General features: G+C 75.9%; 1 protein-coding gene. It reads right to left on the bottom strand.

What is annotated here, in order from left to right:
- Positions 1-63: 63 nt before the first annotated feature.
- Positions 64-17220: a type I polyketide synthase gene (locus tag CD790_RS13870; protein ID WP_144383775.1), complete on the bottom strand. Its 17157-nt coding sequence runs from the start codon at positions 17218-17220 to the stop codon at positions 64-66.
- Between the last annotated feature and the right edge of the window lie 4 nt (positions 17221-17224).

Genomic DNA, 17224 nt, shown 5'->3' with positions numbered 1-17224 from the left:
CTTCGAGGGATCCGGAAGGCTGGTCGGGGCCGGTCACGCCGCCGCTCACGGTCGCGGTCACGGTCAGGAGATCCCGAATTCTTTGCCGATGAAGTCGAAGAGGTCGTCGTCCGTTGCCGATTCGATCTCGTCGGCGACGTCGGCCCCGTCCTCCGGTCCTCGGTCGTCGCTCCACTTGGCCAGCAGAGCCTGCAGTCGTGCGGTGATCCTGGTCCTGCCCTCGTCGTCCGGGGCGGCCCCGGCGAGGGACGCCTCCAGTCGGTCGAGCTCGGCGAGCAGCGGCGTCACCGCGTTCGCGTCGTCCGGCACGAGCTCCCCGCGCAGGAACTGGACCAGGGCGTTGGGTGTCGGGTAGTCGAAGATCAGCGTGGCCGGGAGGCGGACGCCGGTGGCCGCGCCGAGCCGGTTGCGCAGCTCGACCGCGGTCAGCGAGTCGAAGCCGACCTCGCTGAACGAGCGCGCCGGGTCGACGGTCTCCGGTCCGGGGTAGCCGAGGACGGCCGCCACCTGGACGCAGACCAGCTCCACCAGCACCTCGTCCCGCTCGGGCACGCTCAGCCCGGCCAGGCGCTGGAGCAGCGCCTCGGCTCCGCCGGCCGCGGCGGCCGCGGCCGCCGGGGAGCCGGTGGCGCGCCGGACCGGCATCCGCACCAGGCCGCGGAAGAGCGGCGGCAGCATGCCGCTGCCCGCCTGGGCGCGCAGCGCGGCCAGGTCCAGCGGCATCGGCACCAGCACCGCCTCGTCCACCCGGGCGGAGGCGTCGAACAGCTCCAGGCCCTGCTCGGCGGTGAGGGCGACGACACCGCCGCGCCGGATGCGGGCGATCTCCGTCTCGTCGAGCTCGCCGCCCATGCCGCCCTCGGCCCACAGGCCCCAGGCGAGGGAGGTGGCGGGCAGACCGTTCGCCCGGCGGTGCTGGGCGAGGGCGTCCAGGAACGCGTTGGCGGCCGCGTAGTTGCCCTGGCCCGCGCCGCCGAAGACGCCGGCGGCCGAGGAGAACACCACGAAGGCCGACAGGTCCAGATCCCGCGTCAGCTCATGCAGGTTCCACGCCGCGTCCACCTTCGGACGGAAGACACCCGCGAGCCGCTCCGGCGTGAGCGAGCCGATCGTGCCGTCGTCCAGCACACCGGCCGTGTGCACCACACCGGTCAGCGGGCGGTCCGCCGGGATGGCGGAGATCACGGCGGCCAGCGCCTCACGGTCGGCCACGTCGCAGGCCGCCCAGGTGACGGACGCACCGGACTCGGCCAGTTCGGCCGCCAGTTCGCCGGCGCCCGGGGCGTCGCCGCCCCGCCGGCTCACCAGCAGCAGACTCCGCACCCCGTGCTCGGCGACGAGGTGGCGGGCCACCAGGCCGCCCAGCATGCCGCTGGCGCCGGTGACGAGCACCGTGCCGTCGGCGTCCCAGGCGGTCGGCTCGGTCTCGGCGGCCGCCGTACGGGCCAGTCGCGGCGTCAGGACCCGGCCGTCGCGGACGGCCGTCTGCGGCTCGCCGGCGGCGAGTGCCGCGGCCACGGCGGCGCGCAGGTCGCCCCGCTCGTCGGCGTCCACCAGGACGAGGCGGTCCGGGTTCTCCTGCTGGGCGGTGCGCGCCAGGCCGAGCGCCGCGGCGCCCGCCAGGTGCGCCATCGGGTCGCCGGCCGCGGCGACCACCGCGCCGGTGGTCAGCACCACCAGCTTGGCGTCGCCGAACCGCTTCTCGTCCAGCCAGCCCTGGAGTACGGCCAGGACCTCGGCGGACAGCTTGTGCGCCGCGGCGGCCGACTCGTCGGCGCGGGCCGGGCCGGGCACGTAGAACACGTACTCCGGTGCCGCCTCGCCGGCCTCGATCGCGGCGGCCAGGGCGGCCAGGTCCGGGTGGGCGTCGAGCCCGAGGACGTCGGAGCCCACGGCGGCCCACCGGTCGGCGGAGACCGTGCCGGCCGCGGCCGGGACGGGCGTCCAGTCGACGCGGAACAGCGCGTCCTTGGCCCCGCCGCCGGCGCCCGCGCCGAGCTGCTCCGGCGCCACGGTGCGCAGCGCCAGGCCCTCGACCGAGGCCACCGGGGCGCCGGTCGCGTCGGCCAGCTCCAGGGAGACGGTGCCGCCGCCGGTGCCGGTCAGCCGCACCCGCAGCGCCGAGGCGCCGACGGCGTGCAGCGAGACGCCGGACCAGGAGAACGGCAGCCGGCCCTGGCCGCCGGACTCCGCGGCGGCCAGCCCGAGGGCGTGCAGCGCGGCGTCCAGCAGCGCGGGGTGCAGCCCGAAGGAGCCGGCGTCGGACGCGGCCTCCTCGGGCAGCCGCACCTCGGCGTAGACCTCGTCGCCCCGGGTCCAGGCGGCCGTGAGGCCCTGGAAGACCGGCCCGTAGCCGAAGCCGGAGTCGGCCAGGCCCTGGTACAGCCCGTCGGTGTCGATCCGCTCCGCGTCCGCCGGCGGCCAGGCCGCCAGGTCGAACGTCGGCTCGGCGGCCCCGGTCGCCAGCGCGCCGGTGGCGTGCCGCAGCCACGGCTCGCCCTCGGCGGCGTTCTCCGCGCGGGAGTGCAGCGTCAGCGCGCGGCGCCCCGCCTCGTCGGGCGCGGCCAGCGTCAGCCGGAGCTGCGTGCCGCCCTGCTCGGGCAGGATCAGCGGCGCCTCCAGGGTGAGTTCGTCGAGCCGGTCACAGCCGACGTGCTCGCCCGCGCGGAGCGCCAGCTCCACGAAGGCGGTGCCGGGCAGCAGCACCGCGCCCATCACGGCGTGGTCGGCGAGCCAGCCGTGCGTGGCCAGCGAGAGCCGCCCGGTGAAGGCGACGCCGTCGGAGTCGGGCAGCTCCAGGGCCGCGCCGAGCAGCGGGTGGTCGGCGGCGCGCAGGCCGATCGAGGAGGCGTCCCCGGCGGCCGGCCCGTTGTGCAGCCAGAACGGCGCCCGCTGGAAGGCGTACGTCGGCAGGTCGACCGGCCGCGGGTCCACGCCCGCGAAGACGGCGGACCAGTCCGGGGTGGCGCCCCGGACGTGGGCGGTGCCCAGCGCGGCCAGGAGGGTCTCGGCCTCGGGGCGGCCGGAGCGCAGCGCGGCGGCGAAGGACAGCCCCTCGCCGGTGACGCAGTCCTGCGCCATCGCGGTGAGCACCCCGTCCGGACCCAGCTCCACGAAGGTGGTGACGCCGTGCTCCTCCAGGGCGCGGACGCCGTCGAGGAAGCGGACGGCCTCACGGACGTGCCGCACCCAGAAGTCGGCCGTGGTGATCTCGTCGGCGGAGACCGGCGCGCCGGTCAGGTTCGACACGATCGGGATGCGCGGAGCCCCGTACGTGAGCCCCTCGGCCACCGTGCGGAAGGCGTCGAGCATGCCGTCCATACGGGGCGAGTGGAAGGCGTGGCTGACCGTCAGACGCTTGGTCTTACGGCCCCGCTCCTCGAAGCTCGCGGCGATCGCGAGGGCCGCGTCCTCGTCACCGGCGACGACCACCGAGGTGGGGCCGTTGACGGCGGCGATGCCGACACCGTCGGTGAGCAGCGGGAGGACCTCGTCCTCCGACGCCTGGACGGCGATCATCGCGCCGCCGGCGGGCAGTTCCTGCATCAGGCGACCGCGCGCGGCCACCAGCTTGGCGGCGTCCGGCAGCGAGAGCACCCCGGCGACGTGCGCGGCGGCCAGCTCGCCGATCGAGTGGCCGGACAGCACGTCGGGCTTGACGCCCCACGACTCCACGAGGCGGTAGAGGGCCACCTCGATCGCGAAGAGCGCGGGCTGGGTGTAGCCGGTCTGGTCGAGCAGCTCGGCGTCCGTGCCGAACAGCACGTCCTTCAGCGGCCGCTCCAGATGCCCGTCCAGGTGCGCGCAGACCGCGTCGAGCGCCTCGGCGAAGGCCGGGTGGGCGTCGTACAGCTCGCGGCCCATGCCCAGCCGCTGGCTGCCCTGGCCGGTGAACAGGAACGCCGTCCTGCCCTCGGCGACCTGGCCGTGCACCACGCCGGCGGCCGCGCGGCCCTCGGCGAGGGCGTCCAGGCCGGCCAGGAGGCCGTCCCGGTCGCCGGCCACGAGCACCGCGCGGTGCTCGAAGGAGGCGCGCCCGGTGGCCAGGGCCCGGCCGACGGACGGGAGGTCCAGCCCGGGTCGGGCGGTGAGGTGGGCGTGCAGCCGGGCGCCCTGGGCGCGCAGCGCCTCGGGGGACTTGGCCGACAGCACCCAGGGCAGCACCCGCGGCGCCGCGCCGGACGTGTCGGACGTGCCTGGCGCGTCGGCCGCCGCCGCGACGGTCGGGGCGTCCGGCTCCGGGGCCTGCTCGATGATGGCGTGGGCGTTGGTGCCGCTCATGCCGAACGAGGAGACGCCGGCGCGGCGCGGGCGGCCGGTCTCCGGCCACTCCCGGGCCTCGGCGAGCAGCTCGACGGCGCCCGCCTCCCAGTCGACGTGCGGGGTCGGGGCGTCCACGTGCAGCGACTGGGGCAGCAGCCCGTGCCGCATGGCCAGCACCATCTTGATGACACCGGCGACGCCGGCCGCGGCCTGGGTGTGGCCGAAGTTGGACTTGATCGAGCCGAGGAACAGCGGCTGTTCGGCGTCCCGCTCCTGGCCGTAGGTGGCCAGCAGGGCCTGCGCCTCGATCGGGTCGCCCAGGGTGGTGCCGGTGCCGTGCGCCTCGACCGCGTCGACCTCGGCGGCCGAGAGTCCGGCGTTGGCCAGGGCCTGGCGGATGACGCGCTGCTGCGACGGGCCGTTGGGCGCCGTCAGACCGTTGCTCGCGCCGTCCTGGTTGACCGCCGTGCCGCGGACGATCGCCAGCACCTGGTGGCCGTGTCGACGCGCGTCCGACAGCCGCTCGACGAGCAGCATGCCGACGCCCTCACCCCAGGCGGTGCCGTCCGCGGCCGCCGCGAAGGGCTTGCAGCGGCCGTTGGCGGCGAGCCCGCGCTGCCGGCTGAACTCGGTGAACACGGTCGGCGTGGTGATGATCGTGACACCGCCGGCCAGCGCCAGCGAGCACTCGCCGTTGCGCAGCGCCTGCGCGGCCAGGTGCAGCGCCACCAGCGACGAGGAGCAGGCGGTGTCGATGGTGACCGCCGGGCCCTCGAAGCCGAAGGTGTACGAGACGCGGCCGGAGGCGATGGAGCTGGAGCCGCCGGTGCCCAGGTAGCCCTCGACGCCCTCGGGGAAGGTCTGGAGCCGGGACACGTAGTCGTTGTGCATCTGGCCGACGAACACGCCGACCTGCTGGCCGCGCAGCCCCACCGGGTCGATGCCGGCCCGCTCGAACGCCTCCCAGGACGTCTCCAGCAGCAGTCGCTGCTGCGGGTCCATGGCGAGGGCCTCGCGCGGGTTGATGCCGAAGAACGCCGGGTCGAAGTGGTGGGCGTCGTAGAAGAAGCCGCCTTCGCGGGCGTACGAGGTGCCGGGACGGTCCGGGTCCGGGTCGTAGAGCCCCTCGATGTCCCAGCCGCGCTCGGTCGGCAGGTGCGCGATGCCGTCCCGGCCCTCGGCCAGCAGCTCCCACAGGTCCTCGGGGGTGCGTACGTCGCCGGGGAAGCGGCAGCTCATGGCGACGATCGCGATCGGGTCGTCGTCGTCCACCGCGGTCCCGGCGCCGCCGCCGGCCCGCTCCGGCAGGGCGGCCGCGGCCGCCGAGCCGAGCAGCTCGTCGCGGAGGTAGCCGGCCAGCGCGGTCGGCGACGGGTAGTCGAAGACCAGGGTGGCCGGGAGGCGCAGCCCGGCGGCCGCGCCGAGCCGGTTGCGGAACTCGACGGCGGTCAGCGAGTCGAAGCCGAGGTCCTTGAAGGCCCGGCTCGCCTCGACCGCGTCGGGCGAGTCATGGCCGAGGACGACGGCCACCTGGGTGCGCACCAGCTCCAGCAGGGCCGTGTCGCGCTCCGCCTCGGGCAGCCGGACCAGCCGCTCGACCAGCGAGCCGGCGTCGGAGCCGGCGCCCGCCTCGGCGGTGCGCCGGGCGGTGCCGCCGCGCACCAGGCCGCGCAGCAGCGCGGGCACCATGCCGACGGGCGCGCCCGCCAGCGGAGCCAGGTCGAGCTGCATGGGCACCAGGAACGCCTCGCCCACCTGGTGGGCGGCGTCGAAGAGGGCCAGGCCCTCGGCCGAGGACAGCCCCAGCACGCCGGAGCGGCTCATCCGGGACTTGTCGGTCTCGTCCAGCTCCCCGGTCATGCCGCTGGCCTCGGCCCACAGGCCCCACGCCAGCGAGGTGGCGGCCAGGCCCAGGGTGTGCCGGTGCCGGGCCAGGGCGTCCAGGAAGGAGTTGGCGGCCGCGTAGTTGGCCTGGCCGGCGCCGCCGAAGGTGCCGGCGGCGGAGGAGAACAGCACGAAGTCGGCCAGGTCCAGGTCCCGGGTCAGCTCGTGCAGGTTGACCGCCGCGTCCACCTTGGGACGCAGCACCTTCGCGAGCCGCTCCGGGGTGAGCGAGCCGACGACGCCGTCGTCCAGCACACCGGCGGTGTGCACCACGGCGGTCAGCGGGTGCTCCGCCGGGATGGCGGCCAGGGTGGCGGCCAGCGCCTCCCGGTCGGCCGCGTCACAGGCGGCGATGGTCACCTCGGCGCCCAGCTCGCGCAGCTCGGCGGCGAGTTCGACCGCGCCCGCGGCCCGCTCGCCGCGGCGGCTGGTGAGCAGCAGGTGCCGGGCGCCGCGCTCGGTCACCGCGTGCCGGGCGACCAGGGCGCCCAGGGTGCCGGTGCCGCCGGTGATCAGCACGGTGCCGTCCGGGTTCCAGGCGGCGGGCACGGTCAGCACGACCTTGCCGATGTGCCGGGCCTGGCTGAGGTAGCGGAAGGCGTCGGGGGCCTGCCGCACGTCCCAGCAGGTGATCGGCGGCGCCTTCAGCGCGCCCCGCTGGAACAGCTCCAGCAGCTCGCGGAGCATCTCCTGGATGCGGTCCAGGCCCGCCTCGGTCAGGTCGAACGCCTGGTAGGAGACGCCCGGGTACTCCTCGGCGACCTGCTCCGGCACGCGGACGTCGGTCTTGCCCATCTCGACGAACCGGCCGCCGCGCGGCAGCAGCCGCAGCGAGGCGTCGACGAACTCGCGCGCCAGCGAGTCGAGCACGACGTCGACCCCGCGGCCCGCGCTGACCTCGCGGAACTTCTCCTCGAAGGCCAGGTCGCGGGAGGAGGCGATGCGGTCGTCGGCCAGGCCGAGCGAGCGCAACGTGTCCCACTTGCCGGGGCTGGCGGTGGCGTAGACGTCCACGCCCCAGTGCCGGGCCAGCTGCACCGCGGCCATGCCGACGCCGCCGGCGGCGGCGTGCACCAGCAGCGCCTCGCCGCCCTTGAGGTCGGCCAGGTCGCGCAGCGCGTAGTAGGCCGTCATGAAGACGATCGGCACGGCCGCGGCCTCGGCGAAGGTCCAGCCCTCCGGCATCGGCGCGATCATTCGGCGGTCGGCGACCACCAGCGGGCCGAAGCCGCCGGGCAGCATGCCCATCACCCGGTCGCCGGGGGCCAGGTCGGTCACGCCGGGCCCGGTCTCCAGGACGATGCCGGCGCCCTCACTGCCCATCAGACCGGCGTCGCCCGGGTACATGCCGAGCGCGTTCAGCACATCGCGGAAGTTCAGGCCGGCGGCCCGGACCGCGACCCGCACCTGCCCGTCCTCCAGCGGCGCGACGGCCTCCGGGGTCGGCAGCAGGGTGAGGTTCTCCAGGGTGCCCTTGTCCAGGATGTCCAGGCGCCAGGCCGGCTCGCCGGCCGGCGGCACCATGGCGCCGGCGGAAGCCACCCGGGCCAGCCGCGGGGCGTGCGCGGTGCCGCGGCGCAGCGCGAACTGCGGCTCGCCGGAGGCGAGGGCCGCGCCCAGCGTCTCGTACGAGGCGGCGTCGCCGTCGAGGTCGGTCAGGACCAGCCGGTCCGGGTTCTCCGACTGCGCCGAGCGCACCAGGCCCCACACCGGGGCGTGGGCCAGGTCGTGCACCCCGGCGTCGCCCTGGGTGGCGACGGCGCCGTGGGTGACCAGGACCAGCCGGGAGGCGGCGAACCGCTCGTCCTCCAGCCACTCCCGCACCAGCGTCAGGGCGTCCTGGACGGCGGTGTGGACGGCCCCGGTCACCGCGTCGTCGGCGGCGGCCGGCGGCGCGCAGTACACCAGGACGTGGGCGGGCGCCTCGGCGCCGCCGTCGACGGCCGCGCCGAGCGCGGCCAGGTCGGTGTGGACGGCCGCGCCGGAGACCAGCTCGGCGGGCGCGCCGGTGCCCAGCACCGCCCACGGCGCGGCGTCCGCGGCGGCGGGCACCGGCACGGTGGCCCAGTCGAGCCGGAACAGCGACTCGTGGTGCGCGGCGGTGCGCCCGCCGCCCAACTGGCCGGCGGCGACCGGGCGCAGCGCCAGGTGCTCCACGGCGGCCACCGGCGCGCCGGTGCCGTCCGCCAGCTCCAGGGTCACCCCGTCGGCACCGGCCGGGCTGAGGTGGACCCGCAGCGTGCCGGCGCCGACCGCGTACAGCGACACCCCGCTCCAGGAGAAGGGCAGCCTGCCCTGCTCGTCGCCGCCCTCGCGGGCGAAGGTGGAGTGCAGCGCGGCGTCCAGCAGCGCCGGATGCAGCCCGAACGCGGCGGCCTCGGAGCGCCGGTCCTCCGGCAGCTCGACCTCGGCGAACACCTCCTCGCCGCGCAGCCAGGCGGCCTTGAGGCCCTGGAACACCGGCCCGTAGGCGAACCCGCCGTGCGCGAGGTGCTCGTAGAGCCCCTCGACCGCGGCGGCCTCCGCGCCCGGCGGCGGCCACTCGGCGAGGTCGAAGGAGGGCTGCGGGGCGCCGGCGGTCAGCACACCGCTGGCGTGCCGAATCCACGGCTCGCCCGCGGCGGCGTCCCGCGCCCGCGAGTACAGCTCGACGGTGCGGTGCCCGGCGTCGGCGGCGGCGCCGACCAGGACCTGGAGCTGGAGCGCGCCGTGCTCGGGGAGGATCAGCGGCGCCTCGATGGTCAGCTCGTCCAGCCGGTCGCAGCCGACCTGGTCGCCGGCGCGGATGGCCAGCTCCACGAAGGCGGTGCCGGGGAGCAGCACGGTGCCCATGACGGCGTGGTCGGCCAGCCACGGGTGGGTCTCCAGGGAGAGCCGCCCGGTGAACAGGAAGCCGTCGGAGTCGGCCAGCGGCACGGCCGCGCCGAGCAGCGGGTGGTCGGCGCGGCCCAGGCCCGCCGACTCCACGTCGCCCACGGCGCCCGCGGGCGACCGCAGCCAGAAGCGGCGGCGTTGGAACGCGTACGTGGGCAGCGTGGCCGGCTCGACGCGCGCGGCGCCGGTGCCGGCGAAGAACGCCGTCCAGTCCACGGCGAGGCCGCGGGCGTACGCCCGGGCGAAGGCCGCGACCAGCGCCTCGGCCTCGGGGCGGCCGGCGCGCAGCGCGGCGGCGAAGACCGCGCCGTCCCCGGTGACGCAGTCCTGCGCCATGGCGGAGAGGACCCCGTCGGGGCCGAGCTCGACGAAGGTGGTGACGCCCTGGGCCTCCAAGGCGCGGATCCCGTCGAGGAAGCGGACCGCCTCACGGACGTGCCGCACCCAGAAGTCCGGGCTGGTGATCTCCTCGGCGGAGACCAGGGCGCCGGTGAGGTTGGAGACGATCGGGACGCGCGGGGCCGCGTACGACAGCGTCTCGGCGACCGCGCGGAAGTCCTCCAGCATCGCGTCCATACGCGGCGAGTGGAAGGCGTGCGAGACGGTGAGCCGCTTGGTCTTACGACCCTGGGCCTCGAAGGTCCCGGCGATCGTGACAGCCGCGTCCTCGTCACCCGCGATCACCACGGAGGTGGGGCCGTTGAGCGCCGCGATGCTGACACCGTCGGTGAGCAGCGGAAGGACCTCGTCCTCCGACGCCTGGACAGCGATCATCGCGCCACCGGCCGGCAGCGCCTGCATCAGCCGGCCACGCGCGGCCACCAGCTTCGCCGCGTCCGCCAGCGAGAGCACACCCGCGACATGCGCGGCGGCGAGCTCGCCGATGGAGTGACCGGAGAGGTAGTCGGCGGTGAGCCCCCAGCCCTCGACCAGGCGGTACAGGGCCACCTCGATGGCGAAGAGGGCGGGCTGGGTGGAGCCGGTCTGGTTCAGCAGCTCGGCGTCCTCGCCGAACACCACGTCCTTCAGCGGCCGCTCAAGGTGCGGGTCGAGCGCGGCGCAGACCGCGTCGAACGCCTCGGCGAACGCCGGGTAGGCCGCGTACAGCTCACGGCCCATGCCGAGCCGCTGGCTGCCCTGGCCGGTGAAGAGGAACGCCGTCTTGCCGTCGGCGACCGAGTCCGCGACCAGGTTCGCGGCCGACTCGCCGCGGGCCAGCGCCGTAAGGCCCGCCACCAGCGCCTCCCGGTCCGCGCCCACGACCACCGCACGGTGGTCCAGGGCGGCGCGGGTCGTCGCCAGCGAGTAGCCGAGGTCGAGCGGCCGCTGCTCGGGGAAGCGGTCGAGGTGCGCGAGCAGCCGCTCGGCCTGGGCGCGCAGGGCGTCGGCGCTCTTGCCGGAGAGCGCCCAGGGCAGCACGCCGGCCTCGCGCGAGGGCGCGGCGGGGGCGGGCTCCGGTGCGGCCTCCGGCTCCGGGGCCTGCTCGATGATGGTGTGCGCGTTGGTGCCGGACACGCCGAACGAGGAGACACCCGCGCGGCGCGGGCGGCCGGTCTCCGGCCACTCCACCGACTCGGTCAGCAGCGAGACGGCGCCCGCCGCCCAGTCGACGTGCGGGGTGGGCTCGTCCACGTGGAGGGTCCGCGGCAGCACGCCGTGGCGCATCGCCATGATCATCTTGATGATGCCGGCGACGCCCGCGGCGGCCTGGGTGTGGCCGATGTTGGACTTGATGGAGCCCAGCAGCAGCGGCCGGTCGGCGGACTTCTCCCGGCCGTAGGTGGCCAGCAGCGCCTGGGCCTCGATCGGGTCGCCGAGGGTGGTGCCGGTGCCGTGCGCCTCGACCACGTCGACCTCGGCGGCGGAGACGCCCGCGTTGGCGAGGGCCTGGCGGATGACGCGCTGCTGGGACGGGCCGTTGGGGGCGGTGAGGCCGTTGCTGGCGCCGTCCTGGTTGACCGCGGTGCCGCGCACGATGGCGAGCACGGGGTGTCCGTTCTTGCGCGCGTCGGAGAGCCGCTCGACGAGCAGCATGCCCGCGCCCTCGGACCAGCCGGTGCCGTCCGCCGCCGCGGCGAAGGACTTGCAGCGGCCGCTGGTGGACAGGCCGCCCTGGCGGCTGAAGTCCACGAAGGTGTCCGGGGTGCACATCACGGTGACGCCGCCGGCGAGGGCCATGGTGCACTCGCCGTTGCGCAGCGCCTGCGCGGCGAGGTGCAGCGCCACCAGCGAGGAGGAGCAGGCCGTGTCGATGGTGACGGCCGGGCCCTCCAGGCCGAAGGTGTAGGCGATGCGGCCGGAGGCGACGCTGCCGGCGGTGCCGGTGCCGAGGTAGCCCTCCAGGCCCTCGGGCAGCGCGGTGAGCCGGGACAGGTAGTCGTGGTACATGACGCCGGCGAAGACGCCGGTCCTGCTGCCGCGCACGGTGGCCGGGTCGATGCCGGCGCGCTCGAAGACCTCCCAGGAGGTCTCCAGCAGCAGCCGCTGGTGCGGGTCCATGGCGAGGGCCTCGCGCGGGTTGATCCCGAAGAAGTCCGGGTCGAACTCGCCGGCGTCGTAGAGGAAGCCGCCCTCGATGGTGGCGCTGGTGCCGGCCGCGCCCTGGTCGTCGCTCTGCAGCCCGTCCAGCTGCCAGCCGCGGTCGGTCGGGAAGCCGGAGATGGCGTCCTCGGCGCCCATAACGAGGCGCCACAGCTCCTCGGGGCTGCTGACGCCGCCCGGGTAGCGGCAGCTCATGCCGACGATGGCGATCGGCTCGTCGTCGGCGATGGCGACGGTGGTCACCTGGGTGGCGGCGGCGTCCGCGCTGTCGCCGAGGATCTCGGTGCGCAGGAAGCCGGCCAGCGCGGTGGGCGTCGGGTAGTCGAAGACGAGGGTGGCCGGGAGCCGTACGGAGGTGACGGCGCCGATGCGGTTGCGCAGCTCGACGGCGGTGAGCGAGTCGAAGCCGAGCTCCTTGAAGGCCCGGCTCGCGTCGACGGCCTCCGGCCCGGCGTAGCCGAGCACGGCGGCGACCTGGGTGCAGACCAGCTCCAGCAGCAGCTTGTCGCGCTCGGGCACGGAGAGGCCGAGGAGCCGCTCGGCGAGACCGCCGACGGGGGCGGCGGCGCCGGACTCGACGACCCGGCGGCCGGGCAGCCGCACCAGGCCGCGGAGCATCGCCGGGATCTGGGCGGCCTCGGTGGCCTGCCGCAGCGGCGCCAGGTCGAGGTGCATCGGCACGAAGGCGGGGTCGCCGACGGCCAGCGCGGTGTCGAGCAGGGTCAGGCCGTCCGCGGAGGACAGCGCGGCGACGCCGGCCCGGGTGATGCGCTGGATGTCGGTGTCGTCCAGGTCGCCGGTCATGCCGCTGCGCTCGGCCCACAGGCCCCAGGCGAGGGCGGTGGCGGGCAGCCCCTGGGCGCGGCGGCGCTGGGCGAGCGCGTCCAGGAAGGCGTTGGCGGCGGCGTAGTTGGCCTGGCCGGGGCCGCCGAGGGTGCCGGCGGCGGCGGAGAACAGCACGAACGCGGCCGGGTTCAGCTCGCGGGTCAGCTCGTGCAGATGGAGCGCGGCGTCGACCTTGGGCGGCAGGACGCGGTCCACGCGCTCGGGGGTGAGCGAGTCGAGGACGCCGTCGTCGAGCACGCCGGCGGTGTGCACCACGGCGGTCAGCGGATGGGCGGCGGGGATGTCCGCGAGCACGGCGGCGAGCGCGTCCCGGTCGGCGACGTCGCAGGCGGCGAGGGTGACCTCGGCGCCGGCGGCGCGCAGTTCGGCGGCCAGCTCGTCGGCCCCCTGGGCGGCGGCGCCGCGGCGGCTGAGCAGCAGCAGATGCCGCACCCCGTGCTCGGCGACCAGGTGGCGGGCGACGAGCCCGCCGAGGGTGCCGGTGGCGCCGGTGACCAGGGCGGTGCCCTCGGGGTCGAGGGCGGGGACGGTGTGCTCCGGGTCGGCGGCGACGCGGGCGAGCCGCGGCACGACGACGGACCCGGCGCGGACGGCCAGCTGCGGCTCTCCCGCCGCGTGGCCGCCGGTGGGTGCCGCCACGCCGAGCGCGGCGGGCAGCGCGCGGTAGGACGCGTCCTGGCCGTCGAGGTCGAGCAGCACGAAGCGGTCGGGGTTCTCCGACTGGGCGGAGCGCAGCATGCCCCACAGCGGGGCGTGTGCCAGGTCGGCCACGTCCGCGTCGGCGGCGGTGGCGACGGCGCCGCGGGTGGCGACGACCAGCCGGGAGTCGGCGAACCGGTCGTCGGCCAGCCAGTCCTGGGCCAGCGCGAGGGTGCGGTGCAGCGCGGCCCGGACGTCGGCGGTCAGCTCCGCTGCGCCCTCGGCGTCCGTGGCGGGGCCGAAGAACGGCACCACGACGGCCTGCGGCACGGGGGTGCCGGCGGCGACGGCCTCGGCGAGCGCGGCCAGGTCGGCGTAGCCGGCGGCGGTGGGCAGCGCGGCGGTCAGCTCGGCGGCGATCTCCTCGCCCAGCAGCGCGAACTGGCCGGCGGCGAGGGTGGTGGCGGCCGGGACCGGCGCCGGGGTCCACTCGACGCGGAACAGCGAGTCGTGGAACGTGGAGCGGGCGGCGTGCACCTGCTCCGGGGAGACCGGGCGCAGCAGCAGCGCGTCGACGGAGGCGACGGGCGCCCCGCTCTCGTCGGTGACCAGGACGGCCACGGTGTCCTGGCCGGCGGGCGACAGGCGGACGCGCAGCGCGGCGGCGCCGACGGCGTGCAGCGCCACCCCGCTCCAGGAGAACGGCAGTCGGCCGTGCTCGGTGGGCTCCAGCAGGGAGCCGATGCCGACGCCGTGCAGGGCCGCGTCGAGGAGCGCCGGGTGGAGACCGAAGAGGCCGGCCTCCTCGCGGGCGTTCTCCGGGAGGCGGACCTCGGCGTAGACGTCGTCGCCGTGCTGCCAGGCGGCCTTGAGGCCCTGGAAGACGGGTCCGTACGCGAAGCCGGTCTCGGCCAGCCAGTCGTAGAGGCCGTCGATGGGGACCTCGGTGGCGCCGGCCGGCGGCCAGGCGGCGAGGTCGGCGGCGGGGGTGGCGGCGCCGGTGGCGAGCACACCGGTGGCGTGCCGGGTCCACTCCCCTTCGCCCCAGCCCGTGCCGTCGCCGGACTCCTCCAGGCGGGAGTGCAGGGTCAGCGAGCGGCGGCCGGAGCCGTCCGGGGCGCCGACGGCCACCTGGAGCTGCACGCCGCCCTGCGGGGGCAGCACCAGCGGGGCTTCCAGGGTGAGCTCTTCGAGCACGTCGCAGCCGGCGTGGTCGCCGGCGCGGACGGCCAGCTCGACGAAGGCGGTGCCGGGCAGCAGCACCGTGTCCATGACGGCGTGGTCGGCGAGCCACGGGTGGGTGGCGAGCGAGAGACGCCCGGTGAAGAGGAAGCCGGCGGCGTCGGCCAGCGACACCGCGGCACCCAGCAGCGGGTGGTCGGCGGAGCCGAGTCCGGCGGCGGTGACGTCACCGGTCCAGGGGCCGGCCGGCTCGGGCCAGTACAGCTCGCGCTGGAAGGCGTAGGTGGGCAGCTCGACACGGCGGCCCCCGGAGCCCGCGAAGACCGCGGCCCAGTCGACGCCGACGCCGTGCGCGTGGGCCTGGGCGAGGGCGCCGGCCAGCGCGCGGGCCTCGGGGCGGTCGGCGCGCAGCAGCGGCACGAAGGCCGCGTTCTCGGCGGTGACGCAGTCCTGCGCCATCGCGGTGAGGACACCGCCCGGGCCGAGCTCCAGGTAGGTGGTGACGCCGTACTCCTGGAGCCAGCCGATGCCGTCGGTGAAGCGGACGGCCTCGCGGACGTGCCGCACCCAGTAGTCGGGGGTGCCGATCTCGGCGGCGGAGACGGAGGCGCCGGTGAGGTTGGAGACGATCGGGATGACCGGCGGGTGGAAGGCGACGCTCTGCGCGACCTCGCGGAAGGCGTCGAGCATGCCGTCCATGCGGGGCGAGTGGAAGGCGTGGCTGACGGTGAGCCGCTTGGTCTTGCGACCCCGCGCCTCGAAGGTCGCGGCGATCTCCAGCGCCGCGTCCTCGTCGCCGGCGATCACCACGGAGGTGGGGCCGTTGAGGGCGGCGATGCTGACGCCGTCGGTCAGCAGCGGCAGGACCTCGTCCTCGGACGCCTGGAGCGCGATCATCGCGCCGCCGGCGGGGAGTTCCTGCATCAGTCGGCCGCGGGCGGCCACCAGCTTCGCCGCGTCCTCCAGCGAGAGGACGCCGGAGACATGCGCGGCGGCCAGTTCACCGATGGAGTGGCCGACGAGGAAGTCGGGCTTGACGCCCCAGCCCTCCAGCAGCCGGAACAGCGCGACCTCGACGGCGAAGAGGGCGGGCTGGGTGTAGCCGGTCTGGTCGAGCAGGGTGGAGTCGGCGTCGAACATCACCTCGCGCAGCGGGCGTTCGAGGTGCTTGTCCAGCTCGGCGCAGACCGCGTCCAGGGCCTCGGAGAAGGCCGGGACGGCCGCGTACAGCTCGCGTCCCATGCCGGCCCGCTGGCTGCCCTGACCGGTGAAGAGGAACGCCGTCTTGCCCTCGGTGACCTGACCCTGGATCAGGTCCGCCGAGGTGCCCTCGGTGGCCAGCGCCGCGAGGCCGCGCAGCAGCTCGTCCCGGCCGCCGTCGGCGGACGCGAGGAGGACGGCGCGCTGGTCGAGGGAGGCGCGGGTGGTGGCCAGGGAGTGGCCGAGGTCGGTGAGGCGGAGCGCCGGGTCGGCCTGGACGTGCGCGGCGAGCCGCTCGGCCTGGGCGCGCAGCGCCTGCGGGGTCTGCCCGGAGACCAGCAGCGGTATCAGGCCGCCGATCCCGGACCAGTCCGCCGCGGGCCGCTCCGCGGCCGCCCGGTCCTCGGCCGGGGCCTGCTCGATGACGGTGTGGGCGTTGGTGCCGGACACGCCGAAGGAGGAGACGCCGGCGCGCCGCGGCTGGCCGGTCTCCGGCCACGCGCGGGCCTCGGTCAGCAGCTCGACGTCGCCCGCCGCCCAGTCCACGTCCCGCGAGGGGGCGTCGACGTGCAGGGTCTGGGGCATGACGCCGTGCTCGATGGCCTTGACCATCTTGATGATGCCGGCGACACCGGCGGCGGCCTGGGTGTGGCCGACGTTGGACTTGATGGAGCCCAGGTACAGCGGCCGCCCGTCGGGCCGGTTCTGGCCGTAGGTGGCGAGCAGCGCCTGGGCCTCGATCGGGTCGCCGAGGCTGGTGCCGGTGCCGTGCGCCTCGACGAGGTCCACCTGGGCGGGGGTGAGCCGGGCGTCGGTGAGGGCCTGCCGGATGACGCGCTGCTGGGACGGGCCGTTGGGGGCGGTCAGGCCGTTGCTGGCGCCGTCCTGGTTGATGGCCGAACCGCGCACGATCGCGAGGACCGGGTGGCCGTTCTTCCGGGCGTCGGAGAGCCGCTCCACGAGCAGCATGCCGACGCCCTCGCCCCAGCCGGTGCCGTCGGCGCCGTCGGCGAACGCCTTGCAGCGGCCGTCGGGCGCCAGGCCGCGCTGGCGGCTGAAGTTGATGAACGCCCGGGGGCTGTTCATCACGGTGACACCGCCGGTGAGCGCCATGGAGCACTCGCCGTTGCGCAGCGCCTGGACGGCCAGGTGCAGCGCCACCAGCGACGCCGAGCAGGCCGTGTCGACGGTGAGAGCCGGGCCCTCCAGGCCGAAGGTGTACGAGATGCGGCCGGAGATGACGCTGGCCGCGTTGCCGGTCAGCAGGTACTGCTCGACGCCCTGCGGCAGCCGGTGCATCAGCTCCGGGTAGTCCTGGCCGTTGGTGCCGATGAAGACACCGGCCTTGGAGCCGCGCAGCGTGGCCGGGTCGATCCCGGCCCGCTCGAACACCTCCCAGGAGGTCTCCAGCAGCAGCCGCTGCTGGGGGTCCATGCCCAGGGTCTCGCGCGGCGAGATCCCGAAGAACGCGGCGTCGAACTCGCCCGCGCCCTTCAGGAACCCGCCCTTGTCGGTGTAGCTGGTGCCCTGCTGGTCGGGGTCGGCGTCGAAGAGCGACTCGACGTCCCAGCCACGGTCCGTGGGGAAGTCCGCGATGGCGTCGCCGCCCGAGGCGACGAGGTGCCACAGCTCCTCCGGAGACGTGACGCCTCCGGGGAAGCGGCAGCTCATGCCGACGATCGCGATCGGCTCAGGCTCCTGCGACTCGACCTCGCGAAGACGCTGCCGCGTCTGGTGCAGATCGGCAGTTACCCGCTTGAGGTAGTCGAGGATCTTGTCCTGATCCGCCATTGGA

Origin of the sequence: Streptomyces sp. SAJ15, from assembly GCF_007595705.1 — a bacterium.
In the GTDB taxonomy this organism is placed as follows: Bacteria; Actinomycetota; Actinomycetes; order Streptomycetales; family Streptomycetaceae; genus Streptomyces.
Note: the sequence above shows the minus strand (reverse complement) of the source record. Positions and strands in the feature narration are given on the sequence as shown.